Source organism: Ruegeria sp. BI11 (assembly GCF_056538005.1).
Genome location: NZ_JBQFSM010000008.1, coordinates 158,606 through 175,865, shown reverse-complemented (window position 1 = coordinate 175,865; position 17,260 = coordinate 158,606). Strand labels below are relative to the sequence as shown.

Genomic DNA, 17,260 nt, shown 5'->3' with positions numbered 1-17,260 from the left:
ATCCAGCAACCCTTAGGAGAGCCCGATGAACAAGCATGGCGCGCTGTCATCCGTTCTGGCCGATGTAACCGTCGCAAATGGCCTGCCGAATGAACACTATATCGACCCGGCTGTTTTTGCCGAAGAGAAGCGCTCGGTACTCTATGCCAATTGGTCTGGGATCGGGTTCGGCAAGGATGTGCCCGAGGTAGGTGATGCCAAGCCGGTGGATTTTCTGGGCATGCCCTTGCTGATTGTCCGTGATCGTGACGGCGAGATCGGCGTATTTCAAAACACCTGCCGTCATCGTGGCATGATCCTAGTGGATACGCCCCGCAAGATAGGTGGCGCGATCCGTTGTCCCTATCATAGCTGGTGCTACAGCCTGAAAGGTGAACTGCGCGCCACCCCTCATGTGGGCGGCCCAGGCCAAAACAAACACGAGGACATAAATCGCGACGAACTCGGTTTGGTGCGCGTCCGCTCATACGTCTGGCGCGATGTGATCTTTGTGAACGTGGACGGCAACGCACCAAACTTTCAGGATGCCCATGGCGCTCTGCTGGAGCGCTGGAAGGAATTCGAACAGCCCCTGCACCACGGCGGCGAGACGGCGTCGTTCAAGCTGGAGGTCAAGACCAACTGGAAGCTGGCGGTCGAGAACTATTGCGAAAGCTATCATCTGCCTTGGGTACATCCGGGCTTGAACAGTTATTCCCGGTTGGAGGATCACTATAACATCGAAGCCCGCGGGCACTATTCAGGCCAGGGCACCTTAGTTTATCGGCAGTTGACGGATCAGGACGGCGCGACCTTTCCTGATTTCGAAGATCTGAGTGACAAATGGGATGAAGGCGCGGAATACGTGGCGCTTTATCCTAACGTCCTATTGGGGGCGCAGCGTGACCACGCCTTCGCTATCGTGCTTGAGCCGGTGGATCACGAAAACACCATCGAACATATCGAACTTTACTACGCCAAAAGCGTTGAGGACACGCCACAGTTGGACGGGCTTCGCGCTTCGAACGCGCAGCTTTGGAAGACTGTGTTCGAAGAGGATGTATTTGTCGTCGAGGGCATGCAAAAGGGTCGCCATGGTATGCTGTTTGACGGCGGTCGGTTCTCACCCGCAATGGATGGGCCGACGCATAACTTCCATCACTGGGTGGCAACCCAAATTGAAAACGGTCGCGCGGAGTAGCGCCGTTGTCAGCCCCTACTGGCAGGAGGTCCAATGGACATAGCAGAATTGGATCGCCTGCTTCTAAAGGCCCATAAGCAGGCCGATCATGCAGCCCTGATCCGTTACTACACCATGGCTGCGGATGAGCGAGAGGCGGCGCAGGACATAAACGCTGCCTGTTTCTACTTGACCCACGCCTTTGTCTTCGCGCTGGAAAGTGGTGCGCCTGAGGCCGACACACTGAACGCGCGGCTTGCCGCCCACGGTCGGGCGCATCGTCTGGACTTCTAAGGTCGGCGCCAAATCAGGACGAAAGCAAACCAGACCTGACCCGACGGGAAGCTGTTCACACGCCTCTCTGCGCCTATAGTCAGAAGCAACCATCTCGGTCGCATTGGGGAGGGGCAAGTGCATGCAGCACAGCACGGAAATGCTGATTATTGGTGCCGGGTTCTCGGGGCTGAGCATGGCAATCGAGGCGTGCAAACGGGGGATCAGCGGTATCGCCATCCTTGAGAAAGCGGGCGATATCGGAGGGACGTGGCGCGAAAACACCTATCCCGGTGTAGCGTGCGACATCCCCTCACATCTGTATTCGATGGCCACGCACCTGAACCCGGGCTGGAGCCGTGCTTATGCTGGCGGGGCCGAGATTCAGGCGTATCTGCAACAAGTCTGCCGGGATGAGGGCCTGTACGATCTATGCCATTTCCACCAGCAGCTGAAATCTGCGCACTGGGACGGCGAAAGATGGCAGGTGGAAACCGAGGACGGTCTGCGGTGGACGGCGCGTTTTTTGGTCTCGGCCATTGGAGCATTGCACGTCCCGAGTGTGCCCGACATACCGGGAGCCGACAGCTTCCCCGGCCCCGCATTTCATTCCGCTGAATGGGATCACGACGTGGATCTTACGGGCAAACGCATCGCAGTCGTCGGCACCGGTGCCTCAGCCGTTCAGTTTGTGCCCGAAATTGCGAAGACGGCCGCCCATGTCACCATTTTCCAACGAACTGCCCCTTATGTCCTGCCTCGCCCCGACGGGCCAATCGCGCCATGGGTACGTAGCCTTTACCGGCGCATCCCGATCCTGCCCCGGATACGCCGCAAACTGATCTATATGATTTTTGAATACCGCCACCGAGTGTTTCGTGGCGAAGAACGGATGGTCAACTTTGCCATGAAGATGTGGCGAAACGGGTTGGAGAAAGCGATCACTGAACCCGACGAGCGCGAACGCCTAACCCCTGACTACAGGATCGGATGCAAACGTATCCTCAGCTCGAATGACTGGTACTCGGCTCTTGCGAGGGACAATGTCACCGTGCTTCCGCACGGGGTGACTGCAATCGAGGGCGATCAGATCATCGCGTCGGATGGCAGCCGGACACAGGCCGACGTACTGATCTGGGGCACCGGCTTTCACGTAACCGACGTGGTCGAACGTCTGGATATCACCGGAACCAATGGCCTGACCCTGCGCGAAGCGTGGGCCGATGGAATGCAAGCCAATCTGGGCACCGCCATCGCGGGATTCCCGAACTTCTTCATATTGCTGGGGCCGCATACCGGATTGGGTCACAACTCGGTTGTTTTGATGATCGAAGCGCAGGTCCGCCATATCGGGCGGGTGCTGGATCAGATGCAACGCGACGGCCTTCAGGCCATCACACCTGACGCCGCAAAACAGACAGCCTTTACACAGGAAATGCGGGACCGTCACACAGACAGCATCTGGCAAGTGGGTGGGTGCACATCGTGGTATCAGGACGATCAGGGCCGCAACACAACGCTTTGGCCCGGCACTGTATCCGAGTATGAAAAGCGCATGGCCCAATCCGGGCTAGAGCAATACCACCCTGCCCTACCCCAAGGCGGAGACCGTTGAAATGACCACCCTTCTGACCATCGCCCTGCTGATCGCCGCGTTTCTAATCGGCATGAACCTATGGACTGGTAAATTAACCCGCGAAGGCCAAAAACGGGTTCCACAGCTAGGGATTATCACGCCCGTGAATGGCGGTAGCATTCACTATGTGGAAAAGGGCGATCCGTCGAAACAGACCCTTGTTATGATCCACGGGTTGACCGGGCAGTTGCAACATTTCACCTATGCTTTGGTCGATAAGTTGACCGATGACTACCACGTCATCGCTCTCGATCGGCCCGGTTGTGGCTATTCGACCCGCGACAGTGCCAATCTAGGCCGCCTGCCTGAACAGGCGCGCATGATTCAGGAGTTTCTGGACAGCAAGAATATCACCGACGCGATCCTTGTGGGCCACTCACTAGGGGGCGCGGTTGCGCTGGCCATGGCGCTGGACCACCCAGAAAAGATCAAGGCCCTGGCCCTGCTGGCCCCCCTGACTCAAGCTCTGCCAGCAACACCGCAAGCTTTCAAACCATTGGAAATCCGCACGGAATGGCTGCGAAGTCTGATCGGAAACACAATCGCCGTACCGGTGGCCGCCAAAACTGCGCCACACACTCTGGACGTCGTGTTCGCCCCCGATCCCGCGCCTGCGGATTTTCTGGATCGCGCAGGCGGCGCGCTTGGATTACGCCCTTCGGCCTTTATTACAGGGTCTCAGGATGTTGTAGGGATCGATGAAAGCATGGCAGCGCAAGTCGCGCGCTATGGCGATTTATCCGTACCCGGAAGCATTCTGTACGGCACACAGGACGCAATCCTTTCACCCTCGGCACACGGCGATCCCATGACCCAATTCGGCCTGACAAACGAGTGGATTGATGGGGCTGGCCATATGATTCTGATCACAGCTCCGGACACCTGCGCCGCTTTCATCCGCCGGATCGCAGAAACCCCGCGTGCCAAGCCCGAGGCGGTGACCGAGACGGTTTGAGCCGAGAGAAAAAGAATCCGGCTTGGTCCGTGTTTTCCCTCTTGACCCGCCCCAGCCCCTCGCTTAAATCGCCTCTCACTCATGGCGGAGTAGCTCAGTTGGTTAGAGCAGCGGAATCATAATCCGCGTGTCGGGGGTTCAAGTCCCTCCTCCGCTACCACTAAACCCCCCACTTTTTTGGAACGGTTTGAAACCAGGGCGCTAAGGCGGCCTTTCACTTCGACCGGCACGTCGCCTTCCTCGGTCGGAGACACAACGATCTCCGAAATCAAGCCGCGCACCGCATCACGTGCTTTTGGATTCGGATTGCCGTCATGCGTCTGCATGGAAGAGATCATTTCATCCAGTGCCGTGACATAACTGGATGCTGTCGCAGGATTGAATTCGAGCGCCTTCTCCTTCTCGTCAAAGCTGGCCAATTCGTCCGCGGCAACTGAGGCGCGTTCTTTGGCCTCGGTCAACTTTGCCTCGCCTTCGACTCCTTCAAGAATTTCCATCTCAAAAAGCTCGATACGGCGCGATAGCAGCTTGTTAGCTTCTGCTACAGCGCGTTCGAGCTTCTTCCTGTCCGGTTTGTCCGCTGCGTTGAGTTCGCGACGTTCTTCATTGTAGGTGCGGATGAACTCATCGATGTAGGTTGGCTCAGACAACTCCTTTCGCAATTCGGTCAGCAGAGCGCTCTCGATCTTGTCGAGGCGAACCTTCCCGTTATTGTTGCAGGAGCCACTCTCTTTGGCCGTTGAGCAACGGATGCGGATGGCATTGCCGTTTCTGTCATGAATCGACATGCCGCCACCGCAGCACCCGCATTTGATCAGCCCGGAGAACGGACGCACAGGGTTTCGGGTCGATTTTCCCGATCGCTTGGCCGCAGACTGCGTGGCCAAACGCCTCTGAACTGCGTCCCAGAGTTCCTCTTCGACAATACGAAGGTGCGGAACTTCCGCAAATTTCCGGTCTTCGTCCGGCTTTTCACGGCTCACCCTTTTGCCTGTTGTCGGGTTTCCTGTTCGACTACCTCAATCAAGGGAGAACGAAATGGCGGACCTGGGTCAACAAATCGAACAGGCGCGCGCGAGACTCAGGGACCTTCAGGCACGGGCGAGAAAACAACGACGACGTAATGAAACGCGCAAAAAGATTATCTATGGCGCTGCTGTTTTGAAGCTTCTCGAGGAAATTGAGAGAGACAAAGCTGATCGGTTGCTCAAGCTTCTGCACGAACGTATCTCACGCGACTCAGATCGAGAGCTGTTAGGGCCGTAAACCCAGTTAGATCTTCTTGAGGCACTGCACGCTCTCAGAAGGGTTGGCTGACTTGGGCCTATTGAAAGAAAAAAACTGGCGCGGCTTACCGCGCTCAGTATCGTCAGGTCGCGACGTGAGAAACATCCTCGTCCGGCGAATAAATGTCCAGGATGTTCCAATGACCGGTCGTTGGTGTCGGGTTGTTGATCATTGGCACATCCAGCACGGTTGGTTTGCCGCTGGCGATTGCCGCTTCCAATGCAGGCAACAACTCGTCAGCAGCGCTGAGTCTATGCCCTTCCGCGCCGTAGGCTCGCGCTATGTCGGCATAGCGCGGTCCGTTTGCGGGTGCGGCGGCTGATCCGGGGAACGTCGTTCCATAGGTCAGACCGTAGTGCGCTTTTTGAAGGCCGGCGATAGTTCCGAAGGCGTTGTTGTTCATAACCAGCCAGATGATGCCCAGATCGAGTTCGACGGCAGTCGCGAGCATCGACGGATTTTGACCGAACCCACCATCGCCAACCAGGCTAAGCACCACGCGATCAGGTGCCGCAAGTTTCGCGCCGATCGCGCCCGGAGGACCGAAACCCATCGTCGCGAACCCGCCCGGGGTCAGGATTGAACCCGGCGTCAAAATGTCGAACTGTTGCCCGACACCGTTCTTGTTCCATCCAACGTCCGTGGTGATGATGGCATCCTCGGGCAGTGCCTTGCGGGTATCTGCCAGAATACGCTCAGGCATCATTGGAAAGGTAGATGAGGTCGCCATTTCAACATTGCGCGCTTTGAAGTCCGTCCGGAAGCCAGCGATTTTCTGCTCCAGCGTGGGGCGCTTGAAGCCGTCCGGATACATCTCGCGGGCGACCCGGTTGAGGACGCACAAAGCGGCCTTGGCGTCAGCAAAGACTCCGATCTCGGTGGGATAGTTCCGACCGATCTCCTGCGGCTCAATGTCGATATGAATGACCTTCGATCCGGGAATGTTGAACGTGTAGCCAGGGTACCAACTTGAACAATCAGCCTCTTTGAACCGAGTGCCCACGGCAAAGATGTAGTCCGCATTCAAGCAGGACTGGTTGACCAATTCGGTGCCCCAAAACCCGGTCATTCCCAGCACAAGCGGATGGTCGTCTCGCAACGCGCCTTTACCCATCAGGGAATGCGCGACTGGAAGGCCCATATGTTCAACAAATTCTCGCAACTCCTCGCTGGCCTGTGCCAGAAGAATACCGCCTCCGACATAAGCGACTGGGCTTTCGGCTTTAGCCAACGCTTCGACAATCTCGCCCGCTGTCTCGTCGTCAATCGACGGTTTCTTGAGAGCGCGCGTGTTGTCGCGAATACGGTCGAAACTGTCCGAGGGGATCACCTCTGAAAAGATGTCCATGGGAACATTGACCAGTACCGGCCCGGGCTGGCCGCTTTCAGCCAGATGGAACGCCTTTTCAAGAATCTCGGCCATTAAATCTGCGCGGTCGACCCGCCAAGCGCGTTTTACGAAGGGTCGATAGATCTCCCACTGGGCGGCGTCGGCATGGAGGTTCACTTCCTGATGTGGATGTTTGCCGTAGTAGTGCGTAGGAATATCGCCCGCGATCACGACCATCGGGATACAGTCCAGTGCGGCGTTGGCGACCCCGGTGGCGCAATTGGTCAGACCCGGGGAGAGATGGGACAACACCACCGATGCCTTGCCCGTCACGCGGGCATAAGCGTCCGCCGCGTGGCTGGCTATTTGTTCGTGCCGTACGGTGACGAAATCGATGGGGCTTTCCGCCAGCGCGGCCAGAACCGCTATATTCGTGTGGCCGCATAGACCGAACACATGTTTGACCTCACGACGCTCAAGGAAATCGACGATGTGCTCAGCAACGGTTTTGCCTTCCAATTTAGCTCCGTCCATCACGCGACCTCCTGTCCGTAGAACTCACCGAACAAGTCCGGCTCCGAGGGGCGATCCTCTGGGATGGGACGGCTGACCCAAGTGTAGTTCATCATGTGTTTCATGGTGACGTTTTCGTTGGTGATGTTGCCGCCCCAGATGCCGCAGCCCAGGCTACTGGTCATAGGCATGCCATTGGTCCAGGCTCCCGCATTGGCCTTGGACTGAGGCTGTCGAACCATCATGCGGCTGACCGGAGCCAGACGCGCCAACCGATCGATGTGATCGTCATTGTGGCTGTAGATGCCGCAGGAATGGCCCTTGCCCCCGGTGTTGTAGATCTGGCTGACCGTTTCCAGCGCGTCATCGAATGTGTCGAAGTGATATAGCGCCATCAACGTGGTCAGTTTTTCCTTGGAGAACTTGTGCTGCGGGCCGATTTGCCCCTGATTTTCAACCATCAGAAACTTGCGATCTTCGGGGATGCTAAAACCGGCGACCTTGGCCGTTTGCTGCGGCGGACAGGCGATGGTCGGAAACGTACGGTTTCCCTTTTCGTCCCACATGGCCGCTTGGAGCATGGCCTTCTCTTCATCCGAACACAGGTAGCCGCCCTCGGCTTGAAGCGCCTTGACCATATCGTCGTAAACTGAGCGCTGGATGATGATGTTGCCGTCGGCCGAGCAGCCCGACCCAAAGTCGGAGGTCTTTGAAATGCGAGTGTTCTGCGCGGCGATGTCCAGATCGGCGGTTTCATCGATGACGATGGACGAATTGCCCGCGCCAACGCCATAGGCCGGGCGCCCAGAACTGTAGGCCGCTTTGACCATCGGCTTGCCACCCGTTGCCAGAGTCAGGTCACAAATCTCCATGAGGTGCTGTGTTAACGGGATCGATGGTTTGCGGATCGACTGGAATAGGTCTTCGGGGGCACCTGCGGCACGGCAGGCTGCGCGCATGACCTCGACCATCTCAAAGGTGGTATGGGCGGTTCGCGGGTGCGGGCTGAAGATGACCGCATTCCGGGCGTTCGCGGCGGACACGCCGGTCACCGGCGGCGTCATCGCTGGGTTAGTCATTGGGATCAGGGATGCGATGACGCCAGCAGGTTTGGCGTATTTCACCAGACCTTTTTCCTCATCAACCTCGACGATCCCGGTCGATGGTGTCCGCAAGACATCACGCAGCACCATGTGAATCTTAAATCGCTTTGCAGGACGCCCTTCGCGATCTCCGATGCCGCTTTCGTCCACGCCTTGCCGGGCCAGACGCGTGAAGGTCTTCTCGTTCCCAGCATACCACGCAATTGCCTGAGACAGTCGGTCCAGCCTGTCCTGATCCCAATCCTCGATCTCGGCCATGGCAGCGCGGGCGCGTGCAAGCATATCGGCCGCCATGTTGCGGTCGTTTTCAGTGAGCTCTTTGCCCATGATGATCCTCTTGGTGTTTTAGAATTGCAGCATCAGGCATACGACGCTGTGATCGCGCCTCGCCAAATGTTCGCTTGGCGTGGCTGAGACAGCGACGCGCGTGTTCTTCATATCCCAACTCGGCAACGCGGCTTTGGTTGGGCAATTCAATGGAATAGTCGACGGGCGGCATCCGTTCGATGATGCCGGTGAAATCGATCCATCCCTCACCGGGATATAACCGCGCATCGCGGGCCAGTTGGATCATGCCCTCTCGCGTATCGGCGATCCCGGGTAGGCAATCGGAGATATGCAGGAAGTGAAACAACTCCGAGGGGACGTGCAGAAGCTCTCCGAGATCAACGCGACTGAGGTGCAAATAAAGCGTATCGACCAGAATACCGCCATTCGGCTGATCAGAAGCGCGGACAATGTCCAGCGCCTCATCCAGCGTGCGCAAGCGAGAGAAGCTTGGAAACTCCAGGTCCACTGTTATCCCATACGGAGCCGCCAGTTCGCAGGTCTCGGAATAGACGTCGATCAGAAAATCACGGTCATCGCGGGTGTTGGTCCACGCGCTCATGATCATGCGTTTGGCGCCCAGTTCTCCGCCGATCTCCAATGATCGCTCAAAACTGCGTGGGTCGACATCTTCGGTGATACGCGCAATCTCAACATCAAGGACATTAAGGCCGGTTGTAGAAAGAGCCGTCTTGGTGGCCTGCACCTGTGCCTTGTCGATTGGAGATTGAGTGAATTCACCGGGCACATGCATCGGAATGAACCGAGGACTGACGGCATCGTAACCGGCCCGCGCGGCGATATAGACCAACTCGGGCGGCGTACAGCCAATCAGCGTCAGATGCGCCAAGGAATAGAGAGAGGGGCTTGCGCCAGCCTCTTCGGGTTTCACCATGAACGACAGCTCCACGTGTCTGCGAATCTCAAATTCATCACACGTAGTAAAAAATATCTGATATTTTTTAAAATATCAACTTTTAATAGCAAGCCGGAAATGAAAACGCCCAGGCAACTGCCCGGGCGTGTTTTACATTTGTGTTGGCAAAGCCTTAGAGAGTGACCCAGTCCCCTCCGGACTGGTGAGAGCGCACTGTGGCATCAATGAATCGGACACCGTCTGCGCCTTGATTGACACTGGGATAGGTCAGCCAATCGGCCGGAATCGCGACGCCATCCCGGCGCGCGGCTACGGCCATGGCAAATTCCGTATAGAGGTTGGCCCAGGCTTCGATAATCCCTTCGGGGAAGCCGCGCGCGGTACGGATCAGACGTTCTGCGCCGGGGCCGATGCCATGCCCGTGACCTCGACTGATGGTACGATCCGGCTCACCGAACCGATTGAACTTCAGCTGTTCCGAATTCTCCAAGTCCCACTCGAGGCCTCCTTCGCTCCCGAATATCCGTAAGCGCAAACCGCCTCGATTTCCGGGGGCAAGGCGTGTCGCCATCAGGGTTCCCGGAACCTCGTTTTGATAGCGGGTGAACATGAATGCTGTGTCTTCCAAAGGCTTTGGCGCGCCGCAGACATGAAACTCGGCCCGTAGGTTGGTCAAGGGCAGGCCCGAGACAAAACTGGCGAGATGCGCGGCATGGGTTCCGATATCGCCGACACAGCTGGTCGGACCAGAAATCTTTGGGTCCAGCCGCCATTTGACATGGGGCGCATCAGCCACATCATCGGGCGTCATCCAGTCTTGCATGAACTCGACGTGGATTTGGTTGATTTTACCGATGCCGCCTTCCGCCACGATTTGTTTGGCCTGACGGATTACTGGAAAACACGACATCGCATAGCCGACAGCAAAGATGTGTCCCGTGCGCGCGGTAATCTCCTCAAGCCCCTCGGCCTCGTCGACTTCGTTGGTCAGGGGCTTGTCGCACATCACGTCAATGCCCGCCTCCAGAAACGCTTTGGCCGCTTCGAAATGAACGTGGTTCGGGGTAGTGATCATTACGGCATCCACACCATCCAGGCGCGCCGCCTCGGTCTTTGCCATCTCGTCGTATGACGCATAGCACCTTTCTGCTGGCAGATACCACTTGGCCCCACGCGCCTTGCTGCGCGCAGCGTCAGAACTGAGCGCGCCTGCGGTGACCTCCCAACGGTCGCTCATCCTCGCTGCCATCGCTTGCGTGACAGAGATACGTCCTCCGCCAACAACGCCCAGCCGCAAACGGCGAGACAACCGGGGGAAAGGGCCGTCAAAGTTCAGGTCGTCGGGTAAAAGTCTCTCAGCCATTCTGAACCTCCATTTCCGGGATCCGTACGCCTTCCGGCAGCATTTCCACAGCCATGAAGATGCTGGGAGTAATCGTCTCGTATTGATGCCAGGGATAGTTGCCTTCAGCGTCATACATCGGCCTGTGCGTCGTGCCGGGGGCCATGAATTCTTCGAGGTAAAGGGTTTCAACGTCCCGTTCGCGGCATTGCTGCATTTTGCCAAAGCCTACGATTTGCGTATGCACTTCGCGAAACCCCGGTACCGGGCAGAAAGGATGATCCTTGTGCAATCCGACATTCAATGGGACCGAACCGGAATGGTACATGGTCAGTCCAACGTTACCCACGAAGACCTTTGGCGACATGTAGTGGCTGACACCGCGCAAACGCTCCTCTTGGCGAACATCAAAAGCAGATGGCCATGTATCTTTCACCCATGCGAACAACTCGTTGTCATCCGCATGGGCGTCGAAATCGTGGACAATGACTGCACGTTCCACGCCGCTAAGCGTGCTGTCTTGCACGATCACAGAGGAAAGCGGTCCAATGGTCTGATCCTCGACAGAGAGATTTCGCCCCCCAAGGTTAAGGACGATGGCGCGACCCTCGATAGAAATTCTGCGCTCGTCAGCCATGTGCTGGACGCGAAAGAATGGCTGAACAAAGTCGAGTGCCTCAATCGGCATGAACCAATTCCTTCCTTTCATCGTTAAGGAAATCGACCGGCAAAAGCTCCGGAGCCGCGCAACGGCTTTCTATCGTCTGATAGGCGCCAAATTTCGGTGCCCGTTCGATCGCGTCCATGACCTCGAAAACGTGGTAGGCAAGCGCTCCACTTGCACGGGGTTGGCGGCCTTCTTGCGCTGCCAGGCCCAGATCCAAAAGGCCGAGCCCGCGGCTGTCTTCATTGAACCCGTGTTTGTTTTCGACCACCTGCCAGTCTTCGCGACCGGTTGGACGAGGCTGATGAGACCAGCGCGAGGTCTCCCGCGTTTTCAGCCAGACATCCCCTTGAAAGATATTGGCACCATGAACCGGGTCAGGATCAGGAATGCTGATGGTGCCGTTTTCACCGTAGATCTCGAACCGCGGAGTTTCGCTGTCCCAGACGTCGAAGCTCATGGTCATCGACCCTATAGCTCCGGATGAGAACTGAAGTAGGCTTAGGGAGTGCGTGTCAACCTCGACATCTATCCATTCGCCGCAGCGAGGGCCGTTTTCGATCATCCTATTGTCGAAAGTGCGCCGAGCCATTCCGGCAACCCGGTCAACGGGACCAAGGCAGCAGATCATGGCGGTCAGGTAGTACGGCCCAAGGTCCAGCAATGGCCCACCACCCGCCTTATAGTAGAAATCCGGGTTGGGATGGTGGCGTTCTGTCCCGTGGGTACCGACATGGGCAAAAACCCCTGTCGGTTTGCCAATGGCACCCTCGTCGATCAAGCGCCGAACGGTCTGCCAGCGACCGCCCAGAAATGTGTCGGGTGCGCAACCGACCAGTAACCCCTTTTCAGAGGCCATGTGCAGGATCGCCTTACCATCCGTTCGGTTCATGACCAGTGGCTTTTCGGAATAGACGTGTTTCCCCGCCTCCAGCGCGCGCAAGCTGATTTCGGCATGCGCCGCCGGAATTGTCAGATTCAGAACGCAGTCAATCGTCGGATCGTCAAACACTTCATCTGGCGTGCAGGCCTGGGCGACACCGTATTGATCCGCTTTGGCGCGGCTTTCCGAAGGATCAAGGCTTGCACAAGCCACGACCTCGACGCTCGAAAATTTGGATAGTGTCTTTAGATAAACATCACTGATACGACCACAGCCAATAAGGCCGACCCGGAAGGATTTCGATGTCTCACGTGTCATCATTCCTGTCTTCGTAGAGGGGTAAGTAATTCGGGGGCATCGGCCCTTTGTTCCGACCCCCTTGGTTCATCTGCTCCCAAGCGTGGGCAAGTATTCCAACCGAGCGGGACAAGCAGAATAGCCCCCGCGACAAGGGCGCAGGAAAGCCAAACTCGCAGAAGATCACAGCTGTCGCGCCATCGATATTCATGGCAATTGGCCGACCGCCTCGTTGACGACCGAGTTCGGCTCGAACCTCTTCTCCGATATCGGCAAACCGGCCAGAAACTGTGCCTTCTGCCGCAGCATCACGAACAAGTTGCATCAATCGTGGTGCGCGTGGGTCCACAGGCCTGTGAAACCTGTGACCAAAGCCCGATACGATCTTGCCGTAGGTCTCGCGCCAACTGTCCAAGCCATCCCGAACAGCGTCATTCAGCGAACCTCCCGCATCCATGCGGACTGCGATATCATAGTACAGCTCTGCACACTGCTCTCCTGCCCCGCCGTGCACGTCGCCCAGCATGTTCACCGCAGTCGCCATCGCATTATTGAGACCTACCCCGCAGGTGGCGGCCATACGCGCAGCCGCGATTGAGGGAGCCTGTGGGCCGTGATCCACACCTGCGACCAAAGCAGCTTCGAACAAGCGCGCTTGTGCGTCGCTGGGCAGATCGCCCCGCACCATCAGCCAGATCATCTGCGGGAAAGATACGTTCCCGATCAGGTCCTCTATAGCGTTGCCGCGAAAAGCGATCTGGCCGGGCTTCATGTCGATGATGGAGGTACGCCACCATTGGCGGATGGCTTTCTCATCACCTGTCAATTGCACAGTCATTGCGTTTGCACCTCTTTTGCCGGCTGGCTTTTGCTTTGCGCAGCGAGGCGAATGGGCGCGTTACGCGCACCGTAACCGGCATAACCCATGCGACGTTCAACAATTTCGAAGAAGAAGCCATTAAAGATGGGGCGGCTGTAGATCTGAAAATACTCAGCACCCGCTGCCCGATCATAAAGGATGTTACCCCGGTGCAGTTGGGCGATCAGATCGTCATCCAATCCGAAAGTCGCTTGCAGATCAGCGTAGTAGTTTTCAGGGATGGACAGGCTGGGAAAGCCGGACTTGAGCAACTGGGCTGAGGTTTCAAAAATATCATCCGACTGGAAAGCGATGTGCTGAACACCTGCGCCAAATCCGTCTTCTAGGAAGGACGCCGCTAGTGTTCGGCGCCCGACGGCCCCGTTCAGGTTCAGGCGTACTTCGCCTTCGGGACTTTCGATAGCCTGACTTTGCACGACGCCCGACGGGTCGGCGACATTCACGATTGGCGACTTGGCCATCTCAAAAGTCGAGATGTAATACAGCAGCCAGCTTTGCATCTCATCATGACGCATCGTCTGTGCCAGATGGTCGATACGGCGCAGACCGGCGGGCTGGGTCGCTTTGGTTTTCGCAACCGGCTCAAACTCGATGTCCCATACCCGATGCAGATCGGATTTCTCATCGATGAAATGAACAACATTGCCGCCAACACCACGAATGGCCGGGATATCCAGTTCCCCGGTCCCCACCGGCTGTGAGAAATTCGGAGCGCCCAACGCGGTCGCCCGCTGAACAGTCTGATCCGCATCTTTGACACGCAACCCCATGTCACAAACGGAGGGGCCGTGGCCCAGGAACGCCGAATGGGCAGAACCTTCCTTCTCGGTATTCACAACGATGTTTATAGCACCCTGCCGCCACAACTCGACGGACTTGCTCACATGCTTTCGCTCCATTCGAAAACACATTGCTGACAGCATGTCTGCCAGCTGCGCGCCACTTGTTTCGTCGGCTGTAAATTCGACAAACTCAAAGCCTGACGCATAGACGCGTTCCGGCAGGTCCGGGATGCCGAAATCGGTTCCCGGCTCGGTCCGGGACACCTCGTCCAAGAGGTTCACCAGCGACCTGTAACTGTCTCGGGCCAGTGTTCGGCCACCGGGTTGAGGAGCTGCTTCGTTGACGCGCGCAATCGACCAAGGCCCCTTGTACCCGGCGCGGGACAACACCCGCACGAAGCCCGCAAGGTTCAGCGACCCAAGCCCCGGCAGAAGCCCAAAGTGCCGTTTGAGCCGACGTATATCCATCTCAAGCCGGGGTGCATCGGACAGTTGCACATGGAACAGCCGCTCTCCAGGAATGTCCCGAAGGCGGGCTGGTTTGGACCCGTCGGCAAGCGAGAAGAAGGAATTCAAGGCCAGCCCCAAATGAGGGCTGTCGATTGCTTCAACGACGCGCAAAGCCTGCTCATCTGAGTGAACAAGATCCAACCATGGCAAGCCCATATAGGCCAGACGCAACCCCATTTCCTTAGCGATCTGGGCCGCTTCGCCAAGATCTGCGATTACCTGTTCTTCGGTCACGGCGACATCGACCTCGAAGGCAGACCCGATAAGCAGCAATTCCGTTCCCAACTCGCTCATCAGGTCGAGTTTGCGTTTCAGTCGATCAAAGGCGCGCTCCCGTCCGGCATCGGGCTGGCCTTCAAGGTTATGGAAGGGTTGTAGCAGGCAAATCTTCAGGCCGAGATCTGATGCAATGTTCCGAATTTGCGATGGCGGTCCGTCAAAAGCGGTCAAATCCGGTTCGTGTAATTCGACACCCCCGAATCCCGCGTCAGCGATGGCGCTCAGTTTTTCGGCCAGATCACCGGGGATCGACGTTGTCGAAACAGAGAGGCTCATTATCCCTGATATCCAAACATGCGGGGCAACCACAGGACCAGATCGGGCATCAGCATCATGATCACGAGGGCGAAGATGAGCACCGCCAAGAAGGCCCAGATTTCCGAGATGATTTCGCGCAGCGGAATGTCCGTCACAGCGTTAATCACAAAGAGTAGAATGCCATAGGGCGGCGTGATCAAACCGATCATCGAGTTCACGACGACCAGCACTCCGAAATGCACCAGATCAATCCCAAGCGCTTCGCAGGTTGGAATGAACAGGGGCACGATCACCAGAATGATCGTGGTTGCGTCCAATACGCATCCCAGCGCAAGGATCAGCAGGTTTACGAGGATCAGGAACACAATCGGGCTGACATCCGAACCCTCCAGCAAGGCCGAAATCGACTGAGGAATTTGCTCCTGAATGACGATGAAGTTCAGAATGAACGCGCCGCCAATGACCACCCCGACGGCGGCGGAAGAGCGCGCGCTATCGACGAACACTTGATAAAGGCCACGGAAGGTCAGTGCGCGGTAGAACAACGCTGCCAGTAGCAGGGCGTAGAATGCAGCCACGGCTGCAGCCTCGGTCGGCGTGGTGACGCCGCCATATATGCCGTACAGCAAGATTGCGGGCATCAGCAGTGCCGGAAACGCGTTGGCGGTTTTAGCCGGCAATTCGCGCAGTGGAACAGGTTCTTCCAATGCAAAGTTCCGCTTTCCGGCCAGATAATAGTTCATCGCCATGAGGACGACGCCCATGATCAGGCCCGGAAGAATACCGGCCAGGAACAGCGACCCGATAGAGGCCTTGGAAACAAGCGCGTACAAAACCATCGGGATCGAGGGCGGAATGATCGGGCCAATCGTCGCCGACGCCGCCGTGATTGCGGCTGCGTAACCTCGGCTGTAGCGGCCATCTTTGGTCATCATTTCAATGATAATCTTGCCGATCCCGGCGGCATCCGCGACAGCCGAACCGGACATACCGGAAAAGATCAGAGACGCTACCACGTTGACGTGCCCGAGACCGCCCTTGAACCGCCCGACCGCAGCGACGCAGAAGTTCAGCAAGCGGTCGGTGATCGACCCCGCGTTCATAATATTTGCGGCGACGATGAACAAAGGTACGGCAAGCAGGATCGTGCTTTTGTAGAAGCCTTGCAGGATCTTCTCGCCCGCGAGGGCGACGTCCAGTCCGGCCGTGCCCAAGTACACTAATGAGGCCAAGAGGATGGAATAGCCGATAGGTGTCCCGATGCCTGCCAGAAGAAAGAGAGCGAGCAGGCAGGAAAGAAGTTCAAAACTCATTTGTTTGCTTCCTCGTCGTCTTCACCGTCGACGCGGGGATGATCGTCAACCACGTTGTACCCAACGACCAGTTCCAGCTCGGTTTTTGGTGGGCCATTGCGCATGACGTCGAAGAACAACCAAGCATACCGCGCAGCCACGACCAGCATAAAAACCGCATAAATTGAAAACACAGTGCGCAGCGGTATCTTCTCACCCGAGAACGGATTGCGCACAGTCGAGGATTTGCGGATTTTCATCCAGTCGATGTAGTCCCACGTTGGCAGGAAACTGTAGAGCATCCCTACCACAATCGCCGCGGCCGCCAGCATCGCAAAGACCTGACGCACGCGCATCGGCACCGAAAGGTAGATGATGTCGAACTTCACGTGATCCCTCTCGCGCACGATGAAGGCGCAGCTAAAAAAGATCACCCAGACCCAGAGGATGCCGATGAGTTCAAGCGTCCAGCCAGCGGGGGTAAAGAAGTACCGCAGAAGAATTTGGAGAAGGAAGATCAGGAAGATTGCCGCCAGCATCCCGCCGGCAATCGCTTCGGTCAGTCGGGAGAACCCCTTTATGAAGCCTTTCATTGCGGTTCTCCCTCCCTTGT

At 57.1% G+C, this 17,260-nt stretch carries 16 protein-coding genes, 1 tRNA gene and 1 pseudogene; 6 read left to right on the top strand and 12 right to left on the bottom strand.

The genetic code is table 11. The features are described 5' to 3' along the window. Positions 1–25 precede the first annotated feature (25 nt). The 5 genes from ACR0DT_RS17410 (at position 26) to ACR0DT_RS17390 (ending at position 4,183) form a co-directional block, all read left to right on the top strand. Complete coding sequence (locus ACR0DT_RS17410) at positions 26–1,180, top strand: aromatic ring-hydroxylating oxygenase subunit alpha (protein WP_480711968.1); 1,155 nt, start codon at positions 26–28, stop codon at positions 1,178–1,180. A 33-nt stretch (positions 1,181–1,213) separates the two neighbouring features. Then, the gene (locus ACR0DT_RS17405; protein WP_480711967.1) at positions 1,214–1,453 is read left to right on the top strand and encodes a hypothetical protein; all 240 of its coding nucleotides are present in this window, start codon (positions 1,214–1,216) and stop codon (positions 1,451–1,453) included. A 121-nt stretch (positions 1,454–1,574) separates the two neighbouring features. After that, positions 1,575–3,047 carry a flavin-containing monooxygenase gene (locus ACR0DT_RS17400; protein WP_480711966.1) on the top strand — a complete coding sequence of 491 codons (1,473 nt, stop codon included), beginning with the start codon at positions 1,575–1,577 and terminating at the stop codon, positions 3,045–3,047. A 1-nt stretch (position 3,048) separates the two neighbouring features. Beyond that, the gene (locus ACR0DT_RS17395; RefSeq protein ID WP_480711965.1) at positions 3,049–4,023 is read left to right on the top strand and encodes an alpha/beta fold hydrolase; all 975 of its coding nucleotides are present in this window, start codon (positions 3,049–3,051) and stop codon (positions 4,021–4,023) included. A gap of 83 nt (positions 4,024–4,106) precedes the next feature. Next, a tRNA-Met gene (locus ACR0DT_RS17390) sits at positions 4,107–4,183 on the top strand. Here ACR0DT_RS17390 and ACR0DT_RS17385 read toward each other — a convergent pair. Continuing rightward, a complete protein-coding gene (locus tag ACR0DT_RS17385) occupies positions 4,140–4,910 on the bottom strand; it encodes a recombinase zinc ribbon domain-containing protein (protein ID WP_480712010.1) in 771 nt (256 codons plus the stop codon). The genes ACR0DT_RS17390 and ACR0DT_RS17385 overlap by 44 nt on opposite strands. Before the next feature lie 3 nt (positions 4,911–4,913). Further along, positions 4,914–5,015 (bottom strand): annotated as a pseudogene (locus tag ACR0DT_RS17380) (recombinase family protein); the annotation flags it as partial. 46 nt (positions 5,016–5,061) lie between these two features. On the opposite strand from ACR0DT_RS17380, the gene ACR0DT_RS17375 reads away from it, so the two are divergent. Next, complete coding sequence (locus tag ACR0DT_RS17375) at positions 5,062–5,289, top strand: hypothetical protein (RefSeq protein ID WP_480711964.1); 228 nt, start codon at positions 5,062–5,064, stop codon at positions 5,287–5,289. Between the two features lie 103 nt (positions 5,290–5,392). On the opposite strand, the gene ACR0DT_RS17370 is transcribed toward ACR0DT_RS17375, so the two are convergent. The 10 genes from ACR0DT_RS17370 to ACR0DT_RS17325 all read right to left on the bottom strand — a co-directional run bounded on the left by ACR0DT_RS17370 (position 5,393) and on the right by ACR0DT_RS17325 (position 17,240). Continuing rightward, positions 5,393–7,174 (bottom strand): thiamine pyrophosphate-binding protein, encoded by a 1,782-nt coding sequence (locus tag ACR0DT_RS17370; RefSeq protein WP_480711963.1) that lies wholly within the window; start codon positions 7,172–7,174, stop codon positions 5,393–5,395. Continuing rightward, a complete protein-coding gene (locus tag ACR0DT_RS17365; protein ID WP_480711962.1) occupies positions 7,174–8,583 on the bottom strand; it encodes an aldehyde dehydrogenase family protein in 1,410 nt (469 codons plus the stop codon). The genes ACR0DT_RS17370 and ACR0DT_RS17365 overlap by 1 nt, the downstream gene beginning before the upstream one ends. After that, complete coding sequence (locus tag ACR0DT_RS17360; RefSeq protein WP_480711961.1) at positions 8,564–9,478, bottom strand: sugar phosphate isomerase/epimerase family protein; 915 nt, start codon at positions 9,476–9,478, stop codon at positions 8,564–8,566. Before ACR0DT_RS17360 ends, ACR0DT_RS17365 begins: the two co-directional genes overlap by 20 nt. A 154-nt stretch (positions 9,479–9,632) precedes the next feature. After that, complete coding sequence (locus ACR0DT_RS17355) at positions 9,633–10,823, bottom strand: Gfo/Idh/MocA family protein (RefSeq protein WP_480711960.1); 1,191 nt, start codon at positions 10,821–10,823, stop codon at positions 9,633–9,635. Continuing rightward, positions 10,816–11,490 (bottom strand): hypothetical protein, encoded by a 675-nt coding sequence (locus tag ACR0DT_RS17350; protein WP_480711959.1) that lies wholly within the window; start codon positions 11,488–11,490, stop codon positions 10,816–10,818. The genes ACR0DT_RS17355 and ACR0DT_RS17350 overlap by 8 nt, the downstream gene beginning before the upstream one ends. Continuing rightward, positions 11,480–12,667, bottom strand: coding sequence for a Gfo/Idh/MocA family protein (locus ACR0DT_RS17345; RefSeq protein WP_480711958.1), 1,188 nt, complete (start codon positions 12,665–12,667; stop codon positions 11,480–11,482). The genes ACR0DT_RS17350 and ACR0DT_RS17345 overlap by 11 nt, the downstream gene beginning before the upstream one ends. After that, complete coding sequence (locus tag ACR0DT_RS17340; RefSeq protein ID WP_480711957.1) at positions 12,657–13,484, bottom strand: citryl-CoA lyase; 828 nt, start codon at positions 13,482–13,484, stop codon at positions 12,657–12,659. The genes ACR0DT_RS17345 and ACR0DT_RS17340 overlap by 11 nt, the downstream gene beginning before the upstream one ends. Next, positions 13,481–15,373 (bottom strand): bifunctional sugar phosphate isomerase/epimerase/4-hydroxyphenylpyruvate dioxygenase family protein, encoded by a 1,893-nt coding sequence (locus tag ACR0DT_RS17335; protein ID WP_480711956.1) that lies wholly within the window; start codon positions 15,371–15,373, stop codon positions 13,481–13,483. The genes ACR0DT_RS17340 and ACR0DT_RS17335 overlap by 4 nt, the downstream gene beginning before the upstream one ends. After that, entirely contained in the window at positions 15,373–16,668 is a 1,296-nt protein-coding gene (locus ACR0DT_RS17330) for a TRAP transporter large permease (RefSeq protein ID WP_170328647.1), read from the bottom strand. The genes ACR0DT_RS17335 and ACR0DT_RS17330 overlap by 1 nt, the downstream gene beginning before the upstream one ends. After that, positions 16,665–17,240, bottom strand: a complete 576-nt coding sequence (locus ACR0DT_RS17325; protein ID WP_480711955.1) for a TRAP transporter small permease — start codon at positions 17,238–17,240, stop codon at positions 16,665–16,667. Before ACR0DT_RS17325 ends, ACR0DT_RS17330 begins: the two co-directional genes overlap by 4 nt. Positions 17,241–17,260 lie beyond the last annotated feature (20 nt).

What these genes read in the sequence shown, in the direction of transcription:
- ACR0DT_RS17375 (WP_480711964.1), top strand. Translation starts at nt 5,062, where the DNA reads ATGGCGGACCTGGGTCAACAAATCGAACAGGCGCGCGCGAGACTCAGG.
- ACR0DT_RS17325 (WP_480711955.1), bottom strand. Translation starts at nt 17,240, where the DNA reads ATGAAAGGCTTCATAAAGGGGTTCTCCCGACTGACCGAAGCGATTGCC.
- ACR0DT_RS17405 (WP_480711967.1), top strand. Translation starts at nt 1,214, where the DNA reads ATGGACATAGCAGAATTGGATCGCCTGCTTCTAAAGGCCCATAAGCAG.
- ACR0DT_RS17335 (WP_480711956.1), bottom strand. Translation starts at nt 15,373, where the DNA reads ATGAGCCTCTCTGTTTCGACAACGTCGATCCCCGGTGATCTGGCCGAA.
- ACR0DT_RS17395 (WP_480711965.1), top strand. Translation starts at nt 3,049, where the DNA reads ATGACCACCCTTCTGACCATCGCCCTGCTGATCGCCGCGTTTCTAATC.
- ACR0DT_RS17400 (WP_480711966.1), top strand. Translation starts at nt 1,575, where the DNA reads ATGCAGCACAGCACGGAAATGCTGATTATTGGTGCCGGGTTCTCGGGG.
- ACR0DT_RS17355 (WP_480711960.1), bottom strand. Translation starts at nt 10,823, where the DNA reads ATGGCTGAGAGACTTTTACCCGACGACCTGAACTTTGACGGCCCTTTC.
- ACR0DT_RS17330 (WP_170328647.1), bottom strand. Translation starts at nt 16,668, where the DNA reads ATGAGTTTTGAACTTCTTTCCTGCCTGCTCGCTCTCTTTCTTCTGGCA.
- ACR0DT_RS17365 (WP_480711962.1), bottom strand. Translation starts at nt 8,583, where the DNA reads ATGGGCAAAGAGCTCACTGAAAACGACCGCAACATGGCGGCCGATATG.
- ACR0DT_RS17350 (WP_480711959.1), bottom strand. Translation starts at nt 11,490, where the DNA reads ATGCCGATTGAGGCACTCGACTTTGTTCAGCCATTCTTTCGCGTCCAG.
- ACR0DT_RS17360 (WP_480711961.1), bottom strand. Translation starts at nt 9,478, where the DNA reads ATGGTGAAACCCGAAGAGGCTGGCGCAAGCCCCTCTCTCTATTCCTTG.
- ACR0DT_RS17345 (WP_480711958.1), bottom strand. Translation starts at nt 12,667, where the DNA reads ATGACACGTGAGACATCGAAATCCTTCCGGGTCGGCCTTATTGGCTGT.
- ACR0DT_RS17340 (WP_480711957.1), bottom strand. Translation starts at nt 13,484, where the DNA reads ATGACTGTGCAATTGACAGGTGATGAGAAAGCCATCCGCCAATGGTGG.
- ACR0DT_RS17410 (WP_480711968.1), top strand. Translation starts at nt 26, where the DNA reads ATGAACAAGCATGGCGCGCTGTCATCCGTTCTGGCCGATGTAACCGTC.
- ACR0DT_RS17370 (WP_480711963.1), bottom strand. Translation starts at nt 7,174, where the DNA reads ATGGACGGAGCTAAATTGGAAGGCAAAACCGTTGCTGAGCACATCGTC.